Source organism: Oricola indica (assembly GCF_965227485.1).
In the GTDB taxonomy this organism is placed as follows: domain Bacteria; phylum Pseudomonadota; class Alphaproteobacteria; order Rhizobiales; family Rhizobiaceae; genus Oricola; species Oricola indica.
This window is the reverse complement of the sequence record NZ_OZ245747.1, coordinates 4,056,034-4,074,826: the sequence shown is the minus strand read 5'-3', so window position 1 is coordinate 4,074,826 and position 18,793 is coordinate 4,056,034. Positions and strand designations below refer to the sequence as shown.

Genomic DNA, 18,793 nt, shown 5'->3' with positions numbered 1-18,793 from the left:
AAGCGTCCGGCCGCTCTGTAACCACGCTCCAATTTCCAACGGAGCGAAAACCATGCGTCTTGGCGGACGAGTCGGCGCGGCCATCGAAGTGCTGCAGGACATTGCGGACCGCAAACGTCCGGCGGCGGATGCGCTGAAGGATTGGGGCCTTTCGCATCGCTTCGCGGGATCCGGAGATCGCGCCGCGATCGGCAATCTGGTCCATGACGCTTTGCGCAAGAAGCTGTCCACCGCGCACCTGATGAATGACGACGGGGGCAGGGCGCTCGCCTTCGGCACCTTGTGGCGACAGTGGAACGTGTCGCTCGATCAGATGCGCGAGGCCTTCGCCGACGACAAATTCGCACCCGAGATACCGGAACAGAGCCTCGAAGCGGCAGCCAAGCGCGATTTCGCCTTCGCCAAGCCGCATGTCGAGGCCGATATTCCCGACTGGTGCGCCGACTATTTCGAGGAGAATTTCGACGACGAATGGATCGCCGAGGCGGCCGCCCTGTCGGAACGCGCGCCGCTCGACATGCGCGTGAACACCCTGAAGGCGGATCGCGACAAGGTGCAGAAGCAACTCGCGAAGTTCGGCGCCAAGCCGACCGCCATCGCCCGTCAGGGCCTGCGTATCGCGGCGGGCAGGGGCGCTGCCCGGATGCCCAATGTCCAGTCCGAGCCCGCCTTCCAGAAGGGTTGGTTCGAAATCCAGGACGAGGGTAGCCAGATCGTCGCCGACCTCGTTTTCCCCCAGCCCGGCGAGCAGGTGCTCGATTACTGCGCGGGCGGCGGCGGCAAGACGCTCGCGCTTTCGGCTGCGCTCGACAACAAGGGTCAGGTTCACGCCTGGGACGCCGACAGGAACAGGCTGGCGCCGATCTTCGAGCGGCTGAAGCGCGCGGGCACGCGCAATGTGCAGGTTCATGCCGCCGATGCCGATCTATCCCCGCTCGCGGGCAAGATGGATCGTGTGCTCGTCGATGCCCCATGCACCGGTTCGGGAACCTGGCGGCGCAATCCGGACGCGAAATGGCGGCTGCAGCCTTCGGCGCTGGAAAAGCGGATCGAGGAGCAGGCCGACGTGCTCGACAAGGCGTCAGCCTATGTGAAGCCCGGTGGCTTCCTGGTTTACGTCACCTGTTCCGTGTTCTCGCAGGAAAACGAATACCAGGTCTATGCATTCGGCGACCGGCACGGCGATTACGACCTGTTGTCGGCCGGCGAGGTCTGGCAGGATCTTTTCGGCTTCGACAAGCCGCAACCCTGGTCGGCGGACATGAAGTGCATCACGCTGACACCGCGCTCCACCGGGACCGATGGCTTCTTCTTCGCGGTCATGCAGCGGCGCAAATAACGCCGGAAATGTGAACCCGAAGCGGGTGTTCTGCGTAGTACTGTCATAATAGCGATTTGCTGGAGGTTTCGATGCAGCATGTTCATGCCCGCGACAACGGTTGGAAGTGGGTTACCCTCGTCCTGTTCGTGTTCTTCGTCATGGCGGGAGGCACTCTGATCGGCATCACCTTCACGCCGGGCGAATGGTATGCCGGCCTCGAAAAACCCTGGTTCAATCCGCCGAACGCGATCTTCGGGCCGGTCTGGACCCTGCTCTACCTGATGATCGCGATCGCGGGTTGGCGCACCTGGCGGCGCGGCCCCGCCGGCCTTCCGATGCAATTGTGGTTCGGGCAGCTCCTGTTCAATTTCATCTGGACGCCCGCCTTTTTCGGCATGCACACCACCGGTCTTGCCCTGCTGGTCCTCACCGTCATGCTGGCGCTGATCGTTCTGTTCATTCAATTGACCTGGAAACCGGACCGGATCTCCGCTCTCCTGTTTGTGCCCTATGCCTGCTGGGTCACGTTTGCCGGTCTGTTGAACCTGTCGATCTGGTGGCTGAACTGACGCCACTGGGGACGGCCGGATAGGGAAAGATGACTTTTTCGATTGGATTTCGCGGCTGACCGCGCGAGTATTTCGCGTTCCATGCCGGACGTCCGGCGAAATCCCTATTCCCGACCCGGTCTGTCCCGATGCAATTTGCGCAGTTTCTTGATGATTTTACCGCCTACGAAAACATTTTCGGTCATCTGACCTACGTCCTGGCGATCGTCTCCATGATCATGCGCACCATGTCATGGCTGCGTTTTTTCGCGATCCTGTCCGGTCTTGTCGCGCTCATCTATTTCGGTCTCGTGCGCGGCGATTATGTCAGCGCGTTCTGGGAAGCCTGCTACGTGACGGTCAATGTCGCGCAACTGTTCCTGCTTTGGTACGAAAACCGCCCCGGCCAGTTCGACGGAGCCGAGCGCGACTTCGTCACCCGCGCGCTGATGGATCTGAAGCCGGTCCATGCCGCCAAGATGGTGCATCAGGCGCGCCACGAAACAGTGCCCGGCGGGCAGGTGATCGTCACCGAGGGCACCGTTCCGGACAAGCTCTATTTCGTCGTGTCCGGCAAGGTTCAGATCGTCCAGCACGGCGTCGTCATCGGAACCTGCGGGAAGGGAGACTTCCTGGGCGAGATGAGCCTGCTTTCGCGAGGAGAAGCCAACGCCACCGCCTCCACGCTCGAGCCTTGCGAGATGCTCGTCTTCGAGCGCGCCGCGCTGGAAAGGCTCGTCGCCAGGGTGGAGCCGGTCCGGCATGCGCTGCATGCGGGAATATCGCGCAACCTGCTTGAAAAGATCGCGCGCATGAACGCCTTTTCCGTGAGCGCAAACGCACCGGAAACCGCATGATGACCGTGACAGACCAGAGCGGCGTGACCCGATGACAGACGCCATGCTTCATTTCGAGCGTCGCGTCCGCGACTCCTTCGCCCGCCAGCCCGCCATGCAAACCATGGGCGCGACGTTGGCTGCCGTGCGGGAGGGGCAGGTCGAAATCGTCATGCCCCACGATCGCAAACTCACGCAACAGCATGGTTTCATCCATGGCGGCATGATCTCTGCGGCACTGGATTCGGCTTGCGGATTTGCCGCCTTGACGCTGTTGCCGGAGGACGCGGGAATTCTCACCATCGAGTTCAAGGTGAATTTGCTCGCGCCCGCCAGGGGAGAGCGGTTCCGTTTCGAGGGAACCGTCGTCAAGCCGGGGCGCACGATCACGGTGGTGGACGGCACCGCCTATGCCGTGACCGGGGAAACGACGAAACGCATAGCGACGATGACGGCCACCATGATGTGCGTGCATGGCCGCGACGATGTGAAGGATTGAAGATGAAGACAGTCGGAAACGCGAAGGTGCTCTACGTGATGGCGGCGGATCCCGAATATGGGCCGCATCTCAAAGCGCGTTTCGAGCCGCTGATCTGCGGCGTCGGACCCGTCGAGGCGGCGGTCAATCTCGCCCGCGCGCTCGCCGCCGGCAAGCCGGACGTCGTCGTATCGCTCGGCTCCGCCGGGTCGCGCTCGCTGGAGCAGGCCGAGGTCTTCCAGGTCGCTTCGGTTTCCTATCGGGACATGGACGCGTCGCCGCTTGGCTTCGAAAAGGGGAAGACCCCGTTTCTGGACCTTCCGGTCGAGCTGGAGCTTCCCCACCGCATCGAGGGACTGCCCGCGGTGCGCCTTTCGACCGGCGGCAACATCGTGTCGGGCGCGGCCTATGACGGTATCGATGCGGACATGGTCGACATGGAGACATTCGCGCTCCTGCGTGCCTGCATGGGATACTACATACCGCTGATCGGCCTGCGCGGCGTATCCGACGGTGCCGGCGACCTGCATCACTACGATGACTGGACGCAATATCTCCACGTCATCGACGAGAAACTCGCCGATGCCGTCGACCGCGTCGAGGCGGCGATCGAGGCCGGCCTGCTGGAATGAGCGCTGGAGAATTCGCGGTCCGGCCCGTCGGTCCAGCCGACATACCGGGCCTTTGCGCGTTGCTGAACGAGATTATCCGCATCGGCGGGACCACGGCGATGGAAACGCCGATGACGATCGAGAGCTTTCTCGATACCTTCTTCCGGTCCCAGATCCAGATATCCTTCATGGTCGCCGAAGCTTCGGGTGGCGACCTGCTGGGGTTCCAGGTCCTCGCCGCCCATGAAAAGCTGCCGGAGGACTGGGCCGACATCGCCACCTTCGCGCGCGTCGGTTCGCAAACGTCCGGCGTCGGAAGCGCGCTCTTTGCGGAGACGCTGACCCAGGCCCGCCGTTTCGAACTCGCGGCCATCAACGCCACCATCCGCGCGGACAATGCCGGTGGCCTCGCCTATTACGACCGGATGGGCTTCGTGACCTACAAGGTCGACGAGAAAGTGCCGCTGAAATCCGGCCACCGCGTCGACCGCATCTCCAAGGGCTACCGCGTCATCTCCGACTAGGCCGCCCGCCTCGGCGATGCCCTTCGTTCGCGGCTGCGCTCACTCCTCCGCGTCCGAGCCCGCCTCGGCATTTTCGGCCGCCCATGTTCCCGCCGCCTCCACCGCCACGGGAGTCGCGGTCGGCAGGACGCCGAGATAGCTCTCGGTGTCGGCGACCGGGACGGGCGCGCGCCGGGTCATGCGGTAGAGCGCGTAGAGCGCGATGGCCGCGAATGTCGTGCCCAGCACCACCCAGAAGGTGAAGGGGCCGAAACGCTCCATCCCGAAGCCGGTCGCCAGCGGGCCGGCGATTGCCCCGAGCCCGAAGGTGAAGACGAGGCCGCCGGACGCCGCCGGCATCTGCTCGGTCGTCAGGAAATCGTTCGTATAGGCCAGGAACAGCGCATAGAGCGGTGTGGTCACACCGCCGGCGATGAAGGCGGAGAGCATCAGGAACCACACCTGCCCGCCGGAGAGGAACCCGACCGCGCAGAAGATGACACCGCCCGCCGACGCCCCGAAGATCAATTGGCGCCGGTCGACCCGGTCCGACAGCCAGCCGATCGGATATTGCAGCACCAGCGCGCCCGCGAACAGCATCGCGACGAACAGCGCGATCTGGTCCGCGGCCATGCCGATCTGTGAGCCGAACACGGCCCCCATGCCCGACTGGGTGGCGTAGATGCTGCCGAGCAGGAAGATCCCGACCGTGCCGAGCGGCGATTCACCGAAGAGTTCGCGCAACGGCATCGGCCGCGCCACCTCGGTCGTCGGCGTCCGGCTGGCCGACAGCAGGATCGGCGCAAACGAGATCGAGACCAGGATGGACGCGCCGATGAACAGCACCGACGTGCCGGCGTCGCCGAATGTCAGCAGCCATTGCGCGCCGATGATGCCCAGCGTCTGCGCAATCATGTAGGCCGCCAGCACCTGGCCCCGCGTCTCGTTGGTGGACGCATCGTTGAGCCAGCTTTCGGCGGTGACATAGATGCCCGACATGCAGAACCCCACCAGCAGCCGCAGCAGCGTCCACGCCCAGGGTTCGGTCACCAGCGGAAAACTGATCAACGCCGCCGACATGAAACTGCCCAGCGCCGCGAAAACCCGGACATGGCCGACACGCCGGATCAGCACCGGCGTAAAGCGCGCACCCGACAGGAAGCCTGCGAAATAGGCCGAGGTGACGACCGCCAGCGCGGTCGCCGAGAACCCCTCGATGCCGCCGCGCAGGCCGATCAGCGTGAATTGCATGCCGTTGCCCAGCATGATCAGCAAGATGCCGAGCAGAAGCGCCCACACCCCGGACAATGTCTTGAACATGCGACGTCCCTTCACGCACCGGGTAATTCATTCCCCTCAGTCAACTTCACCCAGACCGCCCGCCGCAACCCCCGTTCCAGCGCCGCTTGGGCGTTTGTTTACGACACAGGGCCTGAAATGGGGGCCGGATAGGGCGAAACGATCCGGTGAACCGTGTCGAGTGCTGAACGCGGAGTGCCGGATCCAAGTGGCGTCTTCTGGAGTACCCCCACCCTTCATCCCTCCCCACAAGGGGGAGGGAGGTCACCAGCACTGAACGTCCCACTTCCCACGATGAGCCAGGCACGAACGGCGATGCGGCCGGCTTCCCTCCCCCTTGTGGGGAGGGATGAAGGGTGGGGGTCGTCGCGAAGCGACAATCAAAGAGTCCTCGCGAATTCAGTCCCTTGCGACCTTATAGGCCAATGGGCACAAAACGTTCTCATCCACCACCCCCAAACCTCCCCTCACAATCCTCGCACCAAACGGAGGCGCATGAGGCATGGAGTTCAACTGGCGCAGGGCGGTCGATCGCAACTGCGAGATACTCTGCACCATCGCCGGGCGGCTGATCGTCATGGCCGGGATTCATGCAGGACGCACTGCCGACACCCTGCCGCGCTATCTCTATCTGCGCATCCTCGCGCTTCTCCGCCCCGCCGAATTCGCCGCGCGCCGATTGATCGCCATGGCCGCCTGCAAGCTGGTGATGATCACTGTGCAGCCCGTTACAGAGCGCCAGAGGAAGTCACCAAACTCCGTCATCCTCGGCCTTGAGCCGAGGACCCATTCCGGAGACGCCGCCACCGCTTCGAAGACCGAGAACGAGGAGCCATCTTCTGTCATCGCCGGCGTTCTCCGGCTCGACGGAGCGAATCCTCGCGTCAAGCAAGAGGATGGCGTGCGTGAAAAGACGCCGCGAAAAGCCGCCGACACCGCGCAAAACACGCCACAACCCGCATTCGCCCTCTTCGACCCGTTCAAGCCCTTCGCCGAACCGTGGCTGGCAGAGGCGGAAATCGCCGCGCTCGCCAATCCTTCCGACGGAGTGATCGTCCCGGCCTCGCGGCCGAACGAACCGGTCGATGCAAGGGCGCTCGGCCGGCGCATCCGCGCGCTCGCCAATGCGCTGGACGATCTGGACGGCCAGGCGCTGCGGCTGGCCCGCTGGCGCGCACGCCGCGCCGCCGGTTCCGGCCGGCCAATCCGTTTCAGCCCCTTCCGCCCCGGCTCTCCGCCCGGATGGAGGAAACGGCCCAAGACCGAGATCGAGGAGGTGCTGAAGGAATGCAACTATCTCGGGCTCGAAGCCTGGAACACGTCTTGAATGGGGAGGATGGATACTTCGGTGAGACGGACGCCAGACCGCAATGTGGTTTGGCGATAATGCCGCTTGGCTGGATACCGGCGATTGGCGGAGAGGCCAACCATAGGTCGTCATCCTCGGGCTTGACCCGAGGACCCATTCCGGAGACTTCGACACCGCTTCGAATATCCAGAATGAAGTGGCAGCCTCCGTCATCGGTGGCGGTCTCAAGTTTCACGGATTGGGTCGTCGGCTCTCGCCCGAGGATGACGGAGGGTGGGATAGGCCTCGGTGCAAGTTCTCAAACAGCGGTAAGTCCCGCAAATCCCGGTGGGCATTGCAGCGCAGCAATTGAAAGCCGGGCGGACTCGCATTAAAGCCGCTTCATGAACGCTCCCGACTTGACCATCCATCCCGAAAACGTCCTCATCATCGACTTTGGCAGCCAGGTGACCCAGCTCATCGCGCGCCGCGTCCGCGAAGCCGGTGTCTATTCCGAGATCGTGCCGTTCCAGTCCGCCGAGGAAGGCTTCGAGCGCCTCAAGCCAAAGGCGGTGATTTTCTCCGGCGGCCCGTCCTCCGTGCCCGACGAAGGCAGCCCGCGCGCGCCGCAGGCGGTTCTCGATTCCGGCGTGCCGATCCTCGCCATCTGCTATGGCCAGCAGACGCTCTGCCACCAGCTTGGCGGCACGGTCGAGGGCGGCCATCACCGCGAATTCGGCCGCGCCGATGTCGAGATCCTCAAGGAAAGCCCGCTCTTCGACGGTTTCTGGACCAAGGGCTCGAAATACCCTGTCTGGATGAGCCATGGCGACCGCGTCACCGAACTGCCCGACGGCTTCGAGGTGATCGGCACCTCGCCCAACGCGCCCTTCGCCATCGCCGCCGATGAGAGCCGCAAATATTACACGACCATGTTCCACCCGGAGGTGGTGCACACGCCCGACGGCGCCAAGCTGCTGGCCAATTTCGTCCACCGCATCGCCGGTTTGAAGGGCGACTGGACCATGGCCGCCTACAAGGAACAGGCCATCGCCGCGATTCGCGAGCAGGTTGGCGACCGAAAGGTCATTTGCGGACTGTCGGGCGGTGTCGATTCCTCCGTCGCCGCCGTGCTGATCCACGAGGCGATCGGCGACCAGCTGACCTGCATCCTCGTCGACCACGGCCTGATGCGCAAAAACGAGGCGGCCGAGGTCGTCTCGATGTTCCGCGAATATTACAACATCCCGCTGGTCCATGTGGACGCGGCGGACCTGTTCATCGACGCGCTGGAAGGCGAGGCCGACCCCGAGAAGAAGCGCAAGACCATCGGCAGGCTCTTCATCGACGTTTTCGAGGAAGAGGCGAACAAGATCGGCGGCGCCGATTTCCTCGCCCAGGGCACGCTCTATCCCGACGTGATCGAGAGCGTTTCCTTTTCCGGCGGCCCGTCCGTCACCATCAAGTCGCACCACAATGTCGGCGGCCTGCCCGAGCGCATGAACATGCAGCTTGTCGAGCCTCTGCGCGAACTGTTCAAGGACGAGGTCCGCCTGCTCGGCCGCGAGCTCGGGCTTCCCGAACATTTCATCGGCCGCCACCCGTTCCCCGGTCCGGGCCTCGCCATCCGCTGCCCGGGCGGTGTCACGCGCGAGAAGATCCGCATCCTGCAGGAGGCCGACGCGATCTATCTCGAGGAAATCCGCGCCGCCGGCCTCTATGACCACATCTGGCAGGCCTTCGCCGTCCTGCTGCCTGTCCAGACTGTTGGCGTGATGGGTGACTACCGCACCTACGAATTCGTCTGCGCCCTTCGCGCCGTCACCTCCGTCGACGGCATGACCGCGGATTTCTACCACTACGACATGAGCTTCCTCGGCAACACGGCCACCCGCATCATCAACGAGGTCCGCGGCATCAACCGCGTCGTCTACGACGTCACCTCGAAGCCGCCGGGAACGATCGAATGGGAATAGTGATTTTCCAGTAGAGGCTGGCGTGAGGAAATCTCCGCCAGCCTTAATCTATTGAAATCAATAAACTTTCCAATCTGATCCGGCCCTGGCCGGTTTTCGCTAGTTTGGGCATGAAAACCGCTTTGACGGTATATCTGACGGGACGCGGAAGGCTTGAACCTGGGCGCGTTGCCGCATACCGTCAGTCCGTTCGGTGGTTGTGACGGTATTTTTCTGCCCCGACCCACTGATTTCATTGAGTAAAGACATGCGAAACAGCCTGTTTTCGGGCTGACGGTATTTTGCTGTCTTGTGGAGGCTGAAATGCTCACCGACGCAGCACTTAAGAAGCTGAAACAAAAGGGAAAACCATACAAGGTCGCCGATCGGGACGGGATGTACGCTCATGTCAGTTCGAGCGGTGCCGTCACGTTCCGCTACGACTACCGTCTCAACGGCCGACGAGAAACCATCGTCTTAGGTCGTTATGGAAGAGTCGGGATATCTCTAGCGATTGCCCGGGAGAAATCGTCAGGCGCTTTTCGGAGGACATCGACTTGTCGTTCGATCGGGCTCATCTCGGCTACACAGGTGATCGCGATCCGGAGAAAGAGGGTCTAAGCCGAAAGAAGGCAGGACGGCTCATTGACGATCTTGTGGGCGATGTGGAGAAACACATCGCCCACAACCTGCTTCCGGCACTTCACGCGGCGTTCGTCGATGAACTCGGCGAGCCACAAAAAGAGGAGTGGTCGCTTTCAATCGATGAGGCTGACGCGCAGACATTGAACTTTCACTACCCGATCGCGCTGCCTGCCTCAGAATATCAAGGGATGGCCTACATCACACCGCGGGTGAAGCTGGAACTCGGCGCGCGAGGTGATCCATGGCCCGCAGAAAAGAAGGTCATTCGGCCCTACGCGGCAGAGGATTTCCCTGACTTCTTCGAGGATCCGGACACGACCGTCACGGTACTTTCGGCACGGAGAACCTTCTGGGAAAAGGCGACCGCCTTGCACGCGGAGGCGAATCGTCCGGCGGAGTCGCCCACGCCGCAATATTTCTCGCGACACTACTACGATCTCGCCATGCTATTCGGTTCCGATGAGGGCAGGGCCGCCGCGGCTGATCTTGAACTCCTGGCCACAGTGGCAAAGCACAAGGCCACCTTCTTTCGCTCAGGTTGGGCCAGTTACGAGACAGCGCGACCAGGAACGTTGTTACTGATGCCCAGCGAGCCCCGGATCAAAGACTTACGCTCCGATTATCGTGCCATGGCACCCATGATGTTTGACGAAAATCCGCTCTCGTTCGACGAGATACTTGCCAAAATCGGAAAGCTTCAGGAATCAATAAATAGCTAGCTCATTTTCCCAAGCTGTGGGGGAGGCCTTATTAGCTCGATACGATCCATCGATCTCCGTCTTGTAGATGATCTCGTTGACTTCGTCCGAGGGCAGGGTTTCGTGCTGGACTTCTCCGACTCGAGCTTTGCCGAGTTCTTTGCGTCGGAACTCCAGGTCGATATCGATGACCCGAAATACTCTGTGAAGGGTGGTTCGAAAGGCAAGCGCCTGCGATACTTCCTTCAGCAGTGTGATGATGCCACAGCAGTTCGCACTCTCGCAGCGCTGTGGGAGCACCGGGTCGAGTACCTTGCCCGCAATGATACGAAGGACCCGGTCAAGAATGCCGAAGACCGCTATCAGGCGCTTATCAATCGTCTCTCGGGCAAATCCACCCGGCCATCGGCCGCGACAAATGCTGCAGCTACTGCCATCGACAGCAAGAAGATCGAAAAGGCGAAGTCGGACCTCATCCAAATCTCATCACTTGCTCCCCAGGCTCGAGGCTACGCGTACGAGACATTTCTCAAGGACTTGTTCGATACCTTCGGATTGGCCGCCCAGGAACCATTCCGGCTCCGCGGCGAACAGATCGACGGCAGCTTCCAGCTTAGCAGCGACGTCTATCTGCTGGAAGCCAAGTGGCAGGGACATCCGATATCCGGGGCGTGAGATGTCGAGGATCACGCCGCGCTGATAGGCCCACAGATCCATGTCGCGTGATATGAACTCCGACCCCTGGTCTACCCTGATGATCTTTGGATAGCCGATCCGACCGCAGACCCGTTCCAGCGTTGCAACCACATCCTCGCCGCGATAACTGAACCGTGGATCGAGTACAGGGACATAGCGGGAGTAGGTGTCGACCACGGTCAACACCCTGAACTTTCGTCCGGTTGCCAGCTGGTCGTGGACAAAGTCCATCGCCCAGACATCGTTGGGGCCGACCGCCTCGTTGCGATCATCTCGAGGCTTGGCTTTGACCCGCCGTTTGGGAGTCTTGTTGCGCAGCAGCACGCCCAACTCCTTGTAAACCCTGTAGGTCTTCTTCTGATTGACCTCCCAACCCCCTCTCCGCAGCAGCACATGCACGCGCAGGTAGCCGAGACGCACACGGGTCTCACAAATCGCCTTTATCCGCTGTTCCAAAGCGGCATGACCGGGTCGACGAGACTTGTACCGATAGGTTTTGGGATCGAACAGGATCACCGCACAGGCGCGGCGGATCGAGATCACCCTTTCCGATCGTATGATGTCGACCAGCGTTCTCTTCCGGTCAGGCCTTAGATTTTTCGTTTGAGAACATCCTGCAGCATCACCTTGTCGAGCGACAGGTCGGCAACGATCTTTTTGAGCCGGTTGTTCTCTTCTTCCAGCTCCCGCAGCCGCTTCATCTCCGAGGGCATCAGCCCGGCATACTTCTACTTCCAGTTGAAGTATGTCGCCTGGCGGATGCCCGCCTGCCGGCAAAACTCGACAACCGCAATGCGGTCCTCGCCCTGTTTGACAATGCACGCCTTCTGCGCGTCCGTGAACCTCGATGCTTTCATCTGTCTCCGTTCCTCTCCCAGCCAAGGAAACGACCCGGATAACTCTACATCACTTCGAGGGCATTTATCGGAAGCAGATCACACAATCTCGGCAAGGCGTGTTTCGGTCTGCTCGAATGTCCATGAATCCCGTGATGCGTTCAGCCGCATTTCGAGGGCACTTGTTGCGACACCACCGGCATTGGCGGCTTTGCCCGGCCCAAACGGTACCGCTGCTTCTTCGAACAGGCGCACGGCCTCGGCGGCGTTCCTTGATGACCTTGCCGCCGCCGATCGGCGTTCTCCGCGAAATGAACATGCCTAAAACGCGTATCAGACTGAGTAGGGCAATTTATAAAAATTTCAAAGACGGCTTGTAAACATGTCTAAAATGGAGTATAGAAATTATAAGATGGTCAATAAAGATGTTAAAGGGGCGAAGTGGGCAGCTCATGTACGATCCGGACTCACCATTTTTGAAATCCAGCGATAAGTCGCCGCCCAGCCAGAAGTCTGATCAAGCCGAGGTGCGATTACGCGAGGCAGTCTTGTGGTGCGAGTTGGCGCCCGGTGCGACAGCGACGGAGGTTGAGCTGGCTGAGCGATTTGGGCTGGGCCGAGCTGCAACGCGCGCAGCGCTGGCAAAGTTGTCAGCTGTCGGGTTTGTGCACGCCATTCCGAGGTTGGGATGGAGAGTGCTTCCAGTCAGTGGTGCCCATATCGGTCAGATTGTTGGTGCCCTGGAATTTGCCGAGGAAGCGTTGGCCGATTGTGCGCTGGAGGTGGATGAGGTGGCGCGCCTGAAAGAGTTGGCTGGAATTCTGCAGCCGCTGGCGGGCAGGAGCGAGGCAGCGGCGCGTCTGTCGCGGTCAGGATATGAGCGCGAATTGCGCGAACTCGTTGCGTCAAAGATCAATCCATACATCGCGACGCACCTGCATTTTCTGTGGGATTGCGCTGATCGCATCGTTCGGTTCTTGGAAGGGCGTTGCGATGCAAAGCTCCCGGCGCGCGATTCTCAGGGCCTTGTCGCTGCTGTGATTGCCGGTGATCGCGATGCACTCAGGCAGGTTATTCGTTCCGATCTTCTCGCTCTGCGTGAACTCGCAATGTCTGCCTTTCTTCAGGATAAGTCCGAAATGTCGCTTCGTCAGTCAGTAGACACTGCGCCTGGCAGGAGCGAAGCAGCTATGAAAACATCAATAAGTATGTCTTCCGAGAAAATCGATATTGATATTCGGAATGAAGGCGAAAGAAGCGAAAAACTTGACAACCAGGGAGAGAAACAAAAATGAAAATATTATCATTGTTGTTGGCTTGCGCAATCATTCTAGGAGGTGCGGGGATTGTTAGCGCATCTGCAAAGGATGAGATTATTGTAAATGCTGTTAGTGAGCCGGCAACGCTTGATCCACATCTGCAATGGGATCCGAGCAGCTACTATGTCTACCGCAACATCTTCGACAACCTCGTCACAAGGAACAACGAGGGCGAGATCGTTCCGCAGGTCGCACTTCGTTGGGACCAGGTAAGCGATACCGAAATGGTGTTCGAGATCCGGGACGACATTAGATTTCACGACGGCGAGGTGCTGGGCCCTGACGATGTCGTCTTCAGCATCAAGAGAATTACCGATCCGGAGCTCGGTAGTCCGCAACTTGGTCAGTTCAACAAGATTGCCGATGCGGAAGTGTTGGATGACGGGCGAGTAAAGGTCACGACCAAAGGGCCATATCCGGCGCTGCTTGCGCAATTGGTCAAGCTTTCGATTGTGCCTGAGCATGTGGTGACCGCTGTCGGCGATGATGAATTCAACGCGGCTCCCGTGGGAAGCGGGCCCTACGTGTTCGACGAATGGGTTCGTGGTGTCGAAGTTCGCCTCGTGCGGAACGACAATTATTGGGGTGATCGCGGGTTTTTTGAATCGGCAGTGTTCCGAGCTGTGCCGGATGCTGCAACACGGGTTGCAAACCTCAGGGCAGGGGCTGCCGATCTTGTCATGGCGCTGAACACGGACCTGGCCATGCAATTGGAGGGTGCGAGTAGAGGCAAGATTCTGGCCGTCAACACCGAGAGAGTGGCCTACTTCGCCATGAACTTGGCCAGGCCGCCGCTTGACGATGCAGATCTGCGGCAAGCAATCTCGCACGCAATCAATCGTCAGGCCATCGTCGACGGTCTGCTCGGTGGATTTCCGCGCGTGGTTGATCAGTTGCTGTCCCCGGCTCACTTTGGTTGGTCCGAAGGCATTCAGGGTGTGGAATACAACCCCGAGAAGGCGCGCGAGATTGTCGCGGAACTCGGCGATGCGGCGAAAACGGAAATGGCCATCGCAACATCGCCGATCTTCGATCAACGGATCGTGCAGGCAATCCAGCAAATGCTGAACGATATCGGCCTGAACGTGTCGATTGAAACCACAGACATGTCCACGTGGCTCCAGGGGCAGCAGTCAACGTCAGAACAGGCACCGATGCTGACATTTTCGCGCTGGTCATGCACCTGCCAGGACGCTGACGGGATCATGTTCCCGCTTCTGCATTCGGACTCCAGCTGGTCGCGGGTTAGCGATCCCGAAGTTGATGCCATGCTGGACAAGGCTCGTGAAGAGCTCGATCCCGAAGTGCGCCTGGAACTCTATGCGGACGTCAATCGAACCATCTTGGAAAAGGTTGCGATAGTCCCGCTGTACCAGACTGCCATTCTCTACGGTGCGGCCGACGAACTTGAATGGACCCCGACGTCCAACGAAAGCATGTTCCTCAACCGCATGAGCTGGTCGTCGCAGTAGGCTGAGAGATTGGGCGATGCTAAGTTACTTCTTGAAGCGCCTGGGGCAGGCTATCGTTGCACTCTTCGGGGTCATGACGTTGGTATTCTTTATCCAGCGTCTGGCCGGAGACCCGACATATCTTCTGGTCCCGGAAACCGCGACCCAGGCCGACATTGAGGCTATGCGCCACACGCTGGGGCTGGATCGCCCAATCTTCATCCAATACGTCGAGTTCCTCTGGAACATCATCAGGTTCGATCTCGGTAAGTCCTACGTGCAGAACGTCGATGTGGTCACGGTCATTTCTGCCCGCTTACCGCACACGTTGCAGCTTGCAGGTGGAGCACTCCTGCTTGCGCTCCTCGTTGGCTTGCCCATTGGGTTGATGCTGGCATTTGTCCGTAAGGGGATCTTGTACAGGTCTTTGATGGCACTTGTACTTGCCGCTCAAAGCATGCCGACTTTCTGGAGCGGCATTCTGATGATCATGGTCTTCGCAGTCTGGCTGGGCTGGTTGCCACCCTCAGGCATAGGCTCCTTCCAGCATTTGATAATGCCCTCCGTTGCGTTGGGTTTGCTATCCATGGCGACCTATGCGCGGATCGCCAGAAGCTCGGTCCTCGAGGAATTGTCTAAGGACTATGTGCGATCCGCAAGATCGCGGGGCGTTGGAACGAAGAGGCTGATCGGACGGCATCTTCTCCGAAATTCGATCATTCCAGTCATATCGATAACGGCTCTGGAAGTGTCACAACTTCTGGCAGGCGCTGTGATTGTCGAGACAGTCTTTGCCTGGCCTGGATTGGGACTTCTCACTGTGCAATCGGTTCTGAATCGGGATTTCTCGGTCGTGCAGGGCATTGTTCTCCTAGGTGCCACGGTAAGTGTTTCTGTGAATTTTGCGACAGATATACTGTATAGTGTTGTTGATCCGCGAATTAGAATTGGTGGAATTCAGCAATGAATAAAGCAAAGTCTCCGAGCAGCATGGTTAAGAGGATCGCGCATAGTATTTCTATGTTGCGTCTTTGGGTCCCGGGATATTTATTCGCTATCCTTGCCGTCCTGGTTCTGGCGGCGATATTCGCACCCGTTATTGCGCCCTACGATCCGAATGCGCAGAACCTGCTCGGTCGCCTCAAAGCGCCGGGAACTGAGTCTTTTGGCGTGTTCTATGCGCTGGGATCCGACGAACTTGGCCGGGATCTGCTTAGCCGCCTGGTCTATGGTGCGCGGATATCACTTTCGGTGGCTTTCCTGTCTGTTGTTCTGTCTGGAGTCGTGGGAACGACGCTGGGGATGATCGCAGGATACAAGCGCGGTTGGCTGGAAGTGGTCATCATGCGGCTGGTGGATATCTTTCTCTCCGTCCCGGCCATCTTGCTCGCAGTAATCACGGTTGCGGTCGTTGGGCCCGGTTTCGTCAATGTAGTATTCGTTCTGGCGCTCACCCGTTGGCCTCGCTATGCGAGAGTTGCTTACGGCCAGACCCTGTCCGTCGCCAGCTCGCCCTTCGTTCGCTACTCGGTAGCGATGGGAGCGAAATGGCCACGAGTGCTGGTCATTCACATTCTCCCGAACATCCTTTCGCCGCTTGCTGTCGTGGCAACGCTCGAATTCGGACTGATGGTTCTGTTCGAGGCTGCGTTGTCGTTTCTCGGCTTGGGGGTTCAGCCTCCGATGGCGAGCTGGGGGGCGATGCTTAGCGTCGGTCGAAACTACGTTTCCAACGCTTGGTGGATAGCGACTTTGCCTGGTGTCTGTCTCTTCGTGTTGGTTTTGACAGTAAACATGATTGGAGATCAGGTTAGCGAGCGTTTGAACCCAAGATCGATAAATAAATAGTTGAATATAGATGTGTGTGAACCACGGAGTAAGACGTGAATAATATTGAAAAATATCCATGGCCAGACGAAAAGAAGTCAGCTTTTTGCTTCACTGTTGATGTGGACGCTCATTCTGCCTGGATGTGGTCCCATCGTCAGAAGGTACCCGAGCTGCTCGCTCATCTCGAGCAGCGCAACTTCGGCCCAAGGGTGGGGGTTCTGAGGTTAGCGGGGCTATTGCAGCGTCACGGCATCAAGGGAAGTTTCTTTGTGCCGGCTGTGGTTGCTGAGCACCATCCTTGGTTGCTCCCTCACCTCGTCGAGGCAGGGCACGAGGTTGGCTTGCACGGGTATTTTCACGAGCTCGTGACCGAAGTCAGCGACGCTGAATTCACCGGCGTTCTCGAAGCATCGATTTCCCTTTTTGAGCAGCAGATTGGCAGAGTGCCAAAGGGGTTCCGATCGCCGGCCTGGGAAATGACGCCGCACATGCTGCGCGAATGCAAGCGCTTTGGTTTGTACGACAGCTCACTGATGGGGCAGGAAACACCCTATTCGGTGGATGGCGTGACCGAGCTGCCCGTCAGTTGGGCCACCGATGATGCAATATTTTTCAAGTTCTATGGCGGGGCGGGAAATGATCTTTGGCCGCCGGTAGGCACGGACGTCGTCTACTCTGCCTGGAAAGAAGAACTGGCCGCAAGCCGGGAATACGGAACGCTATACATGTCGACTGTCCACGATTTCATATCCGGCCGGGCGTCCAGAGCGTACATGCTTGACCGCTTCCTGGGTGACATCGTTGCGAGCGATGACGTGTGGATCGCGACGGCTGGCGAAATTGCCAGGCACCATGAACAAACCGCCTTGGATCGGGATGCGGTCAATTCGGATCGGCCTGGTTCGCTGTTTGACCATCATGCGTGGGGTCAATCATAATGCATCACTGGGACATCAAGAAGCGGCAGGTCACAACCAAACGTGGTCTTGTGGCCTCGCAACATTATGAAGCGTCGGAAGCCGGGGCTGCGGTGCTTCGGGCCGGTGGGAATGCCATGGATGCTGCGGTTGTGACCGCGCTTGCCCTCTCGGTTGTCGAGCCATGGCTGAGCGGCATCGGTGGCGGCGGATTTCTCCTCTGGGCCGATGGTGCCGGCAAATCGGTCGATACTCTGGACTTCAATGTACGCGCTGGCCGGGAACTGAACCCGGCTGACTATCCGCTGGCAGGTGGTAGCGACAGCGACTGGTTCGGTTGGCCTAAGGTCCAGGGGAACCGGAACATCGTCGGTTACAGTTCGATATGTGTCCCCGGCGCGATTGCGGGTTTCGCTGAAGCTTTGAACAAATACGGCACGATAAGCTGGGAGGACGCGGTCCAGCCGGTAGCGGAACTTGCCGAACGCGGAATGCGTGTCGACTGGTTTGCGTCCTTGTGCTTCGCCATCGACAGAGGCAATCTGGCGGAGTATCGGCGTTCTGCAGAGTTATTCCTTGAGCATGAAAAGCCCACCGGTGCCAACACATCGGAATATCTGCTTCCAATGCCAGAAAAGGCGGCTCTGCTTCGTCGGCTAGCGAAGGCGGGCGCGCGCGACTTCTATGAGGGCGAGATTGCTGGCCAACTCGTGGAAGACCTCAAGGCCGGCGGTGCCCCTGTTTCGGCCGCCGACATGCGTGACTATGAGGCGGTATGGAAGAAGCCCGGCACGACCGACTATCGCGGTTTCGAAGTCAATGTCCCGCCCGAGTTTTGCGGTGGTCCGAGTCTGCTATCCACCTTGGACTATCTGTCTGAGGAACTCGATATCGAAGGCGATGCCGCGAGCGCGGCCGTCATCTATGCACGGGCCATTCGTCGCTCATATGAGGAACGCCTGAAGACTATGGGACATGCCGGCCGGATCGGCCAGGACTGCACCAGCCATGTGTCGGTCGTCGATGCGGACGGAAACATGGTGTCGTTGACCAACACATTGCTGTCCCGGTTCGGTTCAAAGGTGACCTTGGAGAAGTCCGGTATCCTGATGAACAATGGCTTGATGTGGTTCGATCCGCGACCGGACAAACCCAATTCGATAGCGCCGGGCGTTCGTCCGTTGGCCAACATGTCGCCGACACTTCTCCGACAGAACGGTAAACCGTCAATGGCTGTCGGGGCCGCCGGCGGACGTCAGATCTTCCCTGCGATCGCTCAAATCATATCGTATGTGGTCGACAAAGGCATGACGCTCGAGGATGCGTTCAACTCCCCACGCATCGACGCCAGCACGCCGACAATCACGGTCGACGTGGCGGCTGAGGATACGGTGGCCGCAACAGTCGCAGAGGAATTTCCGATCAGGATCATGCCCAACGGATTGCATCCCATCAACTATGCGATTCCGTCCGCTGTCATGCTCGATCCGACCGGCAATGGCAATATTGGGATGGTGCACTCCGCCAGTCCGTGGACGGCCTGTATCCCGGAGGACTGATTG

At 59.7% G+C, this 18,793-nt stretch carries 17 protein-coding genes and 3 pseudogenes; 16 read left to right on the top strand and 4 right to left on the bottom strand.

Going from position 1 to position 18,793, the window contains the following annotated elements; genetic code table 11:
- The first annotated feature begins 52 nt into the window (after positions 1 to 52).
- The 6 genes from ACQK2M_RS20320 to ACQK2M_RS20295 all read left to right on the top strand — a co-directional run bounded on the left by ACQK2M_RS20320 (position 53) and on the right by ACQK2M_RS20295 (position 4,318).
- Positions 53 to 1,339 (top strand): RsmB/NOP family class I SAM-dependent RNA methyltransferase, encoded by a 1,287-nt coding sequence (locus ACQK2M_RS20320; RefSeq protein WP_425419294.1) that lies wholly within the window; start codon positions 53 to 55, stop codon positions 1,337 to 1,339.
- Between the two features lie 71 nt (positions 1,340 to 1,410).
- Entirely contained in the window at positions 1,411 to 1,890 is a 480-nt protein-coding gene (locus tag ACQK2M_RS20315; RefSeq protein ID WP_223478491.1) for a TspO/MBR family protein, read from the top strand.
- A gap of 128 nt (positions 1,891 to 2,018) precedes the next feature.
- Complete coding sequence (locus ACQK2M_RS20310) at positions 2,019 to 2,726, top strand: Crp/Fnr family transcriptional regulator (protein WP_425419293.1); 708 nt, start codon at positions 2,019 to 2,021, stop codon at positions 2,724 to 2,726.
- 31 nt (positions 2,727 to 2,757) lie between these two features.
- Complete coding sequence (locus ACQK2M_RS20305) at positions 2,758 to 3,204, top strand: PaaI family thioesterase (protein ID WP_425419292.1); 447 nt, start codon at positions 2,758 to 2,760, stop codon at positions 3,202 to 3,204.
- A gap of 2 nt (positions 3,205 to 3,206) precedes the next feature.
- Positions 3,207 to 3,815 (top strand): 5'-methylthioadenosine/S-adenosylhomocysteine nucleosidase, encoded by a 609-nt coding sequence (locus ACQK2M_RS20300; protein WP_425419291.1) that lies wholly within the window; start codon positions 3,207 to 3,209, stop codon positions 3,813 to 3,815.
- On the top strand, positions 3,812 to 4,318 hold the full coding sequence (locus ACQK2M_RS20295) for an N-acetyltransferase family protein (protein WP_425419290.1): 507 nt from the start codon (positions 3,812 to 3,814) through the stop codon (positions 4,316 to 4,318). Before ACQK2M_RS20300 ends, ACQK2M_RS20295 begins: the two co-directional genes overlap by 4 nt.
- A gap of 39 nt (positions 4,319 to 4,357) precedes the next feature.
- Here the strand turns inward: ACQK2M_RS20295 and ACQK2M_RS20290 are convergent, their stop codons facing one another.
- On the bottom strand, positions 4,358 to 5,617 hold the full coding sequence (locus ACQK2M_RS20290; RefSeq protein WP_425419289.1) for an MFS transporter: 1,260 nt from the start codon (positions 5,615 to 5,617) through the stop codon (positions 4,358 to 4,360).
- A 481-nt stretch (positions 5,618 to 6,098) separates the two neighbouring features.
- Here ACQK2M_RS20290 and ACQK2M_RS20285 point away from each other — a divergent pair, with 481 nt between their 5' ends.
- The 4 genes and pseudogenes from ACQK2M_RS20285 (at position 6,099) to ACQK2M_RS20270 (ending at position 10,203) form a co-directional block, all read left to right on the top strand.
- On the top strand, positions 6,099 to 6,923 hold the full coding sequence (locus ACQK2M_RS20285) for a hypothetical protein (protein ID WP_425419288.1): 825 nt from the start codon (positions 6,099 to 6,101) through the stop codon (positions 6,921 to 6,923).
- Between the two features lie 365 nt (positions 6,924 to 7,288).
- Positions 7,289 to 8,860 carry a glutamine-hydrolyzing GMP synthase gene (gene guaA / locus ACQK2M_RS20280; RefSeq protein WP_223478483.1) on the top strand — a complete coding sequence of 524 codons (1,572 nt, stop codon included), beginning with the start codon at positions 7,289 to 7,291 and terminating at the stop codon, positions 8,858 to 8,860.
- Positions 8,861 to 9,163: 303 nt separating this feature from the next.
- Positions 9,164 to 9,364: pseudogene (locus ACQK2M_RS20275) on the top strand (Arm DNA-binding domain-containing protein); the annotation flags it as partial.
- A 32-nt stretch (positions 9,365 to 9,396) separates the two neighbouring features.
- Positions 9,397 to 10,203, top strand: a complete 807-nt coding sequence (locus ACQK2M_RS20270; protein WP_425419287.1) for a nucleotidyl transferase AbiEii/AbiGii toxin family protein — start codon at positions 9,397 to 9,399, stop codon at positions 10,201 to 10,203.
- Here the strand turns inward: ACQK2M_RS20270 and ACQK2M_RS20265 are convergent.
- From ACQK2M_RS20265 to ACQK2M_RS20255, 3 genes and pseudogenes are all read right to left on the bottom strand, one after another.
- Entirely contained in the window at positions 10,189 to 10,662 is a 474-nt protein-coding gene (locus ACQK2M_RS20265) for a hypothetical protein (RefSeq protein ID WP_425419286.1), read from the bottom strand. The two genes, ACQK2M_RS20270 and ACQK2M_RS20265, sit on opposite strands and share 15 nt — an antisense overlap.
- Before the next feature lie 183 nt (positions 10,663 to 10,845).
- A pseudogene (locus ACQK2M_RS20260) lies at positions 10,846 to 11,735 on the bottom strand (IS3 family transposase); the annotation flags it as partial.
- Positions 11,736 to 11,816: 81 nt separating this feature from the next.
- A pseudogene (locus tag ACQK2M_RS20255) lies at positions 11,817 to 11,975 on the bottom strand (NADP-specific glutamate dehydrogenase); the annotation flags it as partial.
- Positions 11,976 to 12,166: 191 nt separating this feature from the next.
- Between ACQK2M_RS20255 and ACQK2M_RS20250 the strand changes: the two are divergent.
- The 6 genes from ACQK2M_RS20250 to ACQK2M_RS20225 are packed head-to-tail and all read left to right on the top strand — an operon-like array spanning position 12,167 to position 18,790.
- Complete coding sequence (locus tag ACQK2M_RS20250) at positions 12,167 to 13,009, top strand: GntR family transcriptional regulator (RefSeq protein WP_425419285.1); 843 nt, start codon at positions 12,167 to 12,169, stop codon at positions 13,007 to 13,009.
- Positions 13,006 to 14,505 carry an ABC transporter substrate-binding protein gene (locus ACQK2M_RS20245; protein WP_425419284.1) on the top strand — a complete coding sequence of 500 codons (1,500 nt, stop codon included), beginning with the start codon at positions 13,006 to 13,008 and terminating at the stop codon, positions 14,503 to 14,505. Before ACQK2M_RS20250 ends, ACQK2M_RS20245 begins: the two co-directional genes overlap by 4 nt.
- Before the next feature lie 16 nt (positions 14,506 to 14,521).
- Positions 14,522 to 15,451, top strand: a complete 930-nt coding sequence (locus ACQK2M_RS20240; protein ID WP_425419283.1) for an ABC transporter permease — start codon at positions 14,522 to 14,524, stop codon at positions 15,449 to 15,451.
- Positions 15,448 to 16,332 (top strand): ABC transporter permease, encoded by an 885-nt coding sequence (locus ACQK2M_RS20235; protein ID WP_425419282.1) that lies wholly within the window; start codon positions 15,448 to 15,450, stop codon positions 16,330 to 16,332. Before ACQK2M_RS20240 ends, ACQK2M_RS20235 begins: the two co-directional genes overlap by 4 nt.
- Positions 16,333 to 16,367: 35 nt before the next feature.
- A complete protein-coding gene (locus ACQK2M_RS20230) occupies positions 16,368 to 17,252 on the top strand; it encodes a polysaccharide deacetylase family protein (protein ID WP_425419281.1) in 885 nt (294 codons plus the stop codon).
- Complete coding sequence (locus ACQK2M_RS20225) at positions 17,252 to 18,790, top strand: gamma-glutamyltransferase family protein (RefSeq protein WP_425419280.1); 1,539 nt, start codon at positions 17,252 to 17,254, stop codon at positions 18,788 to 18,790. The genes ACQK2M_RS20230 and ACQK2M_RS20225 overlap by 1 nt, the downstream gene beginning before the upstream one ends.
- The last annotated feature ends 3 nt before the right edge of the window (positions 18,791 to 18,793 follow it).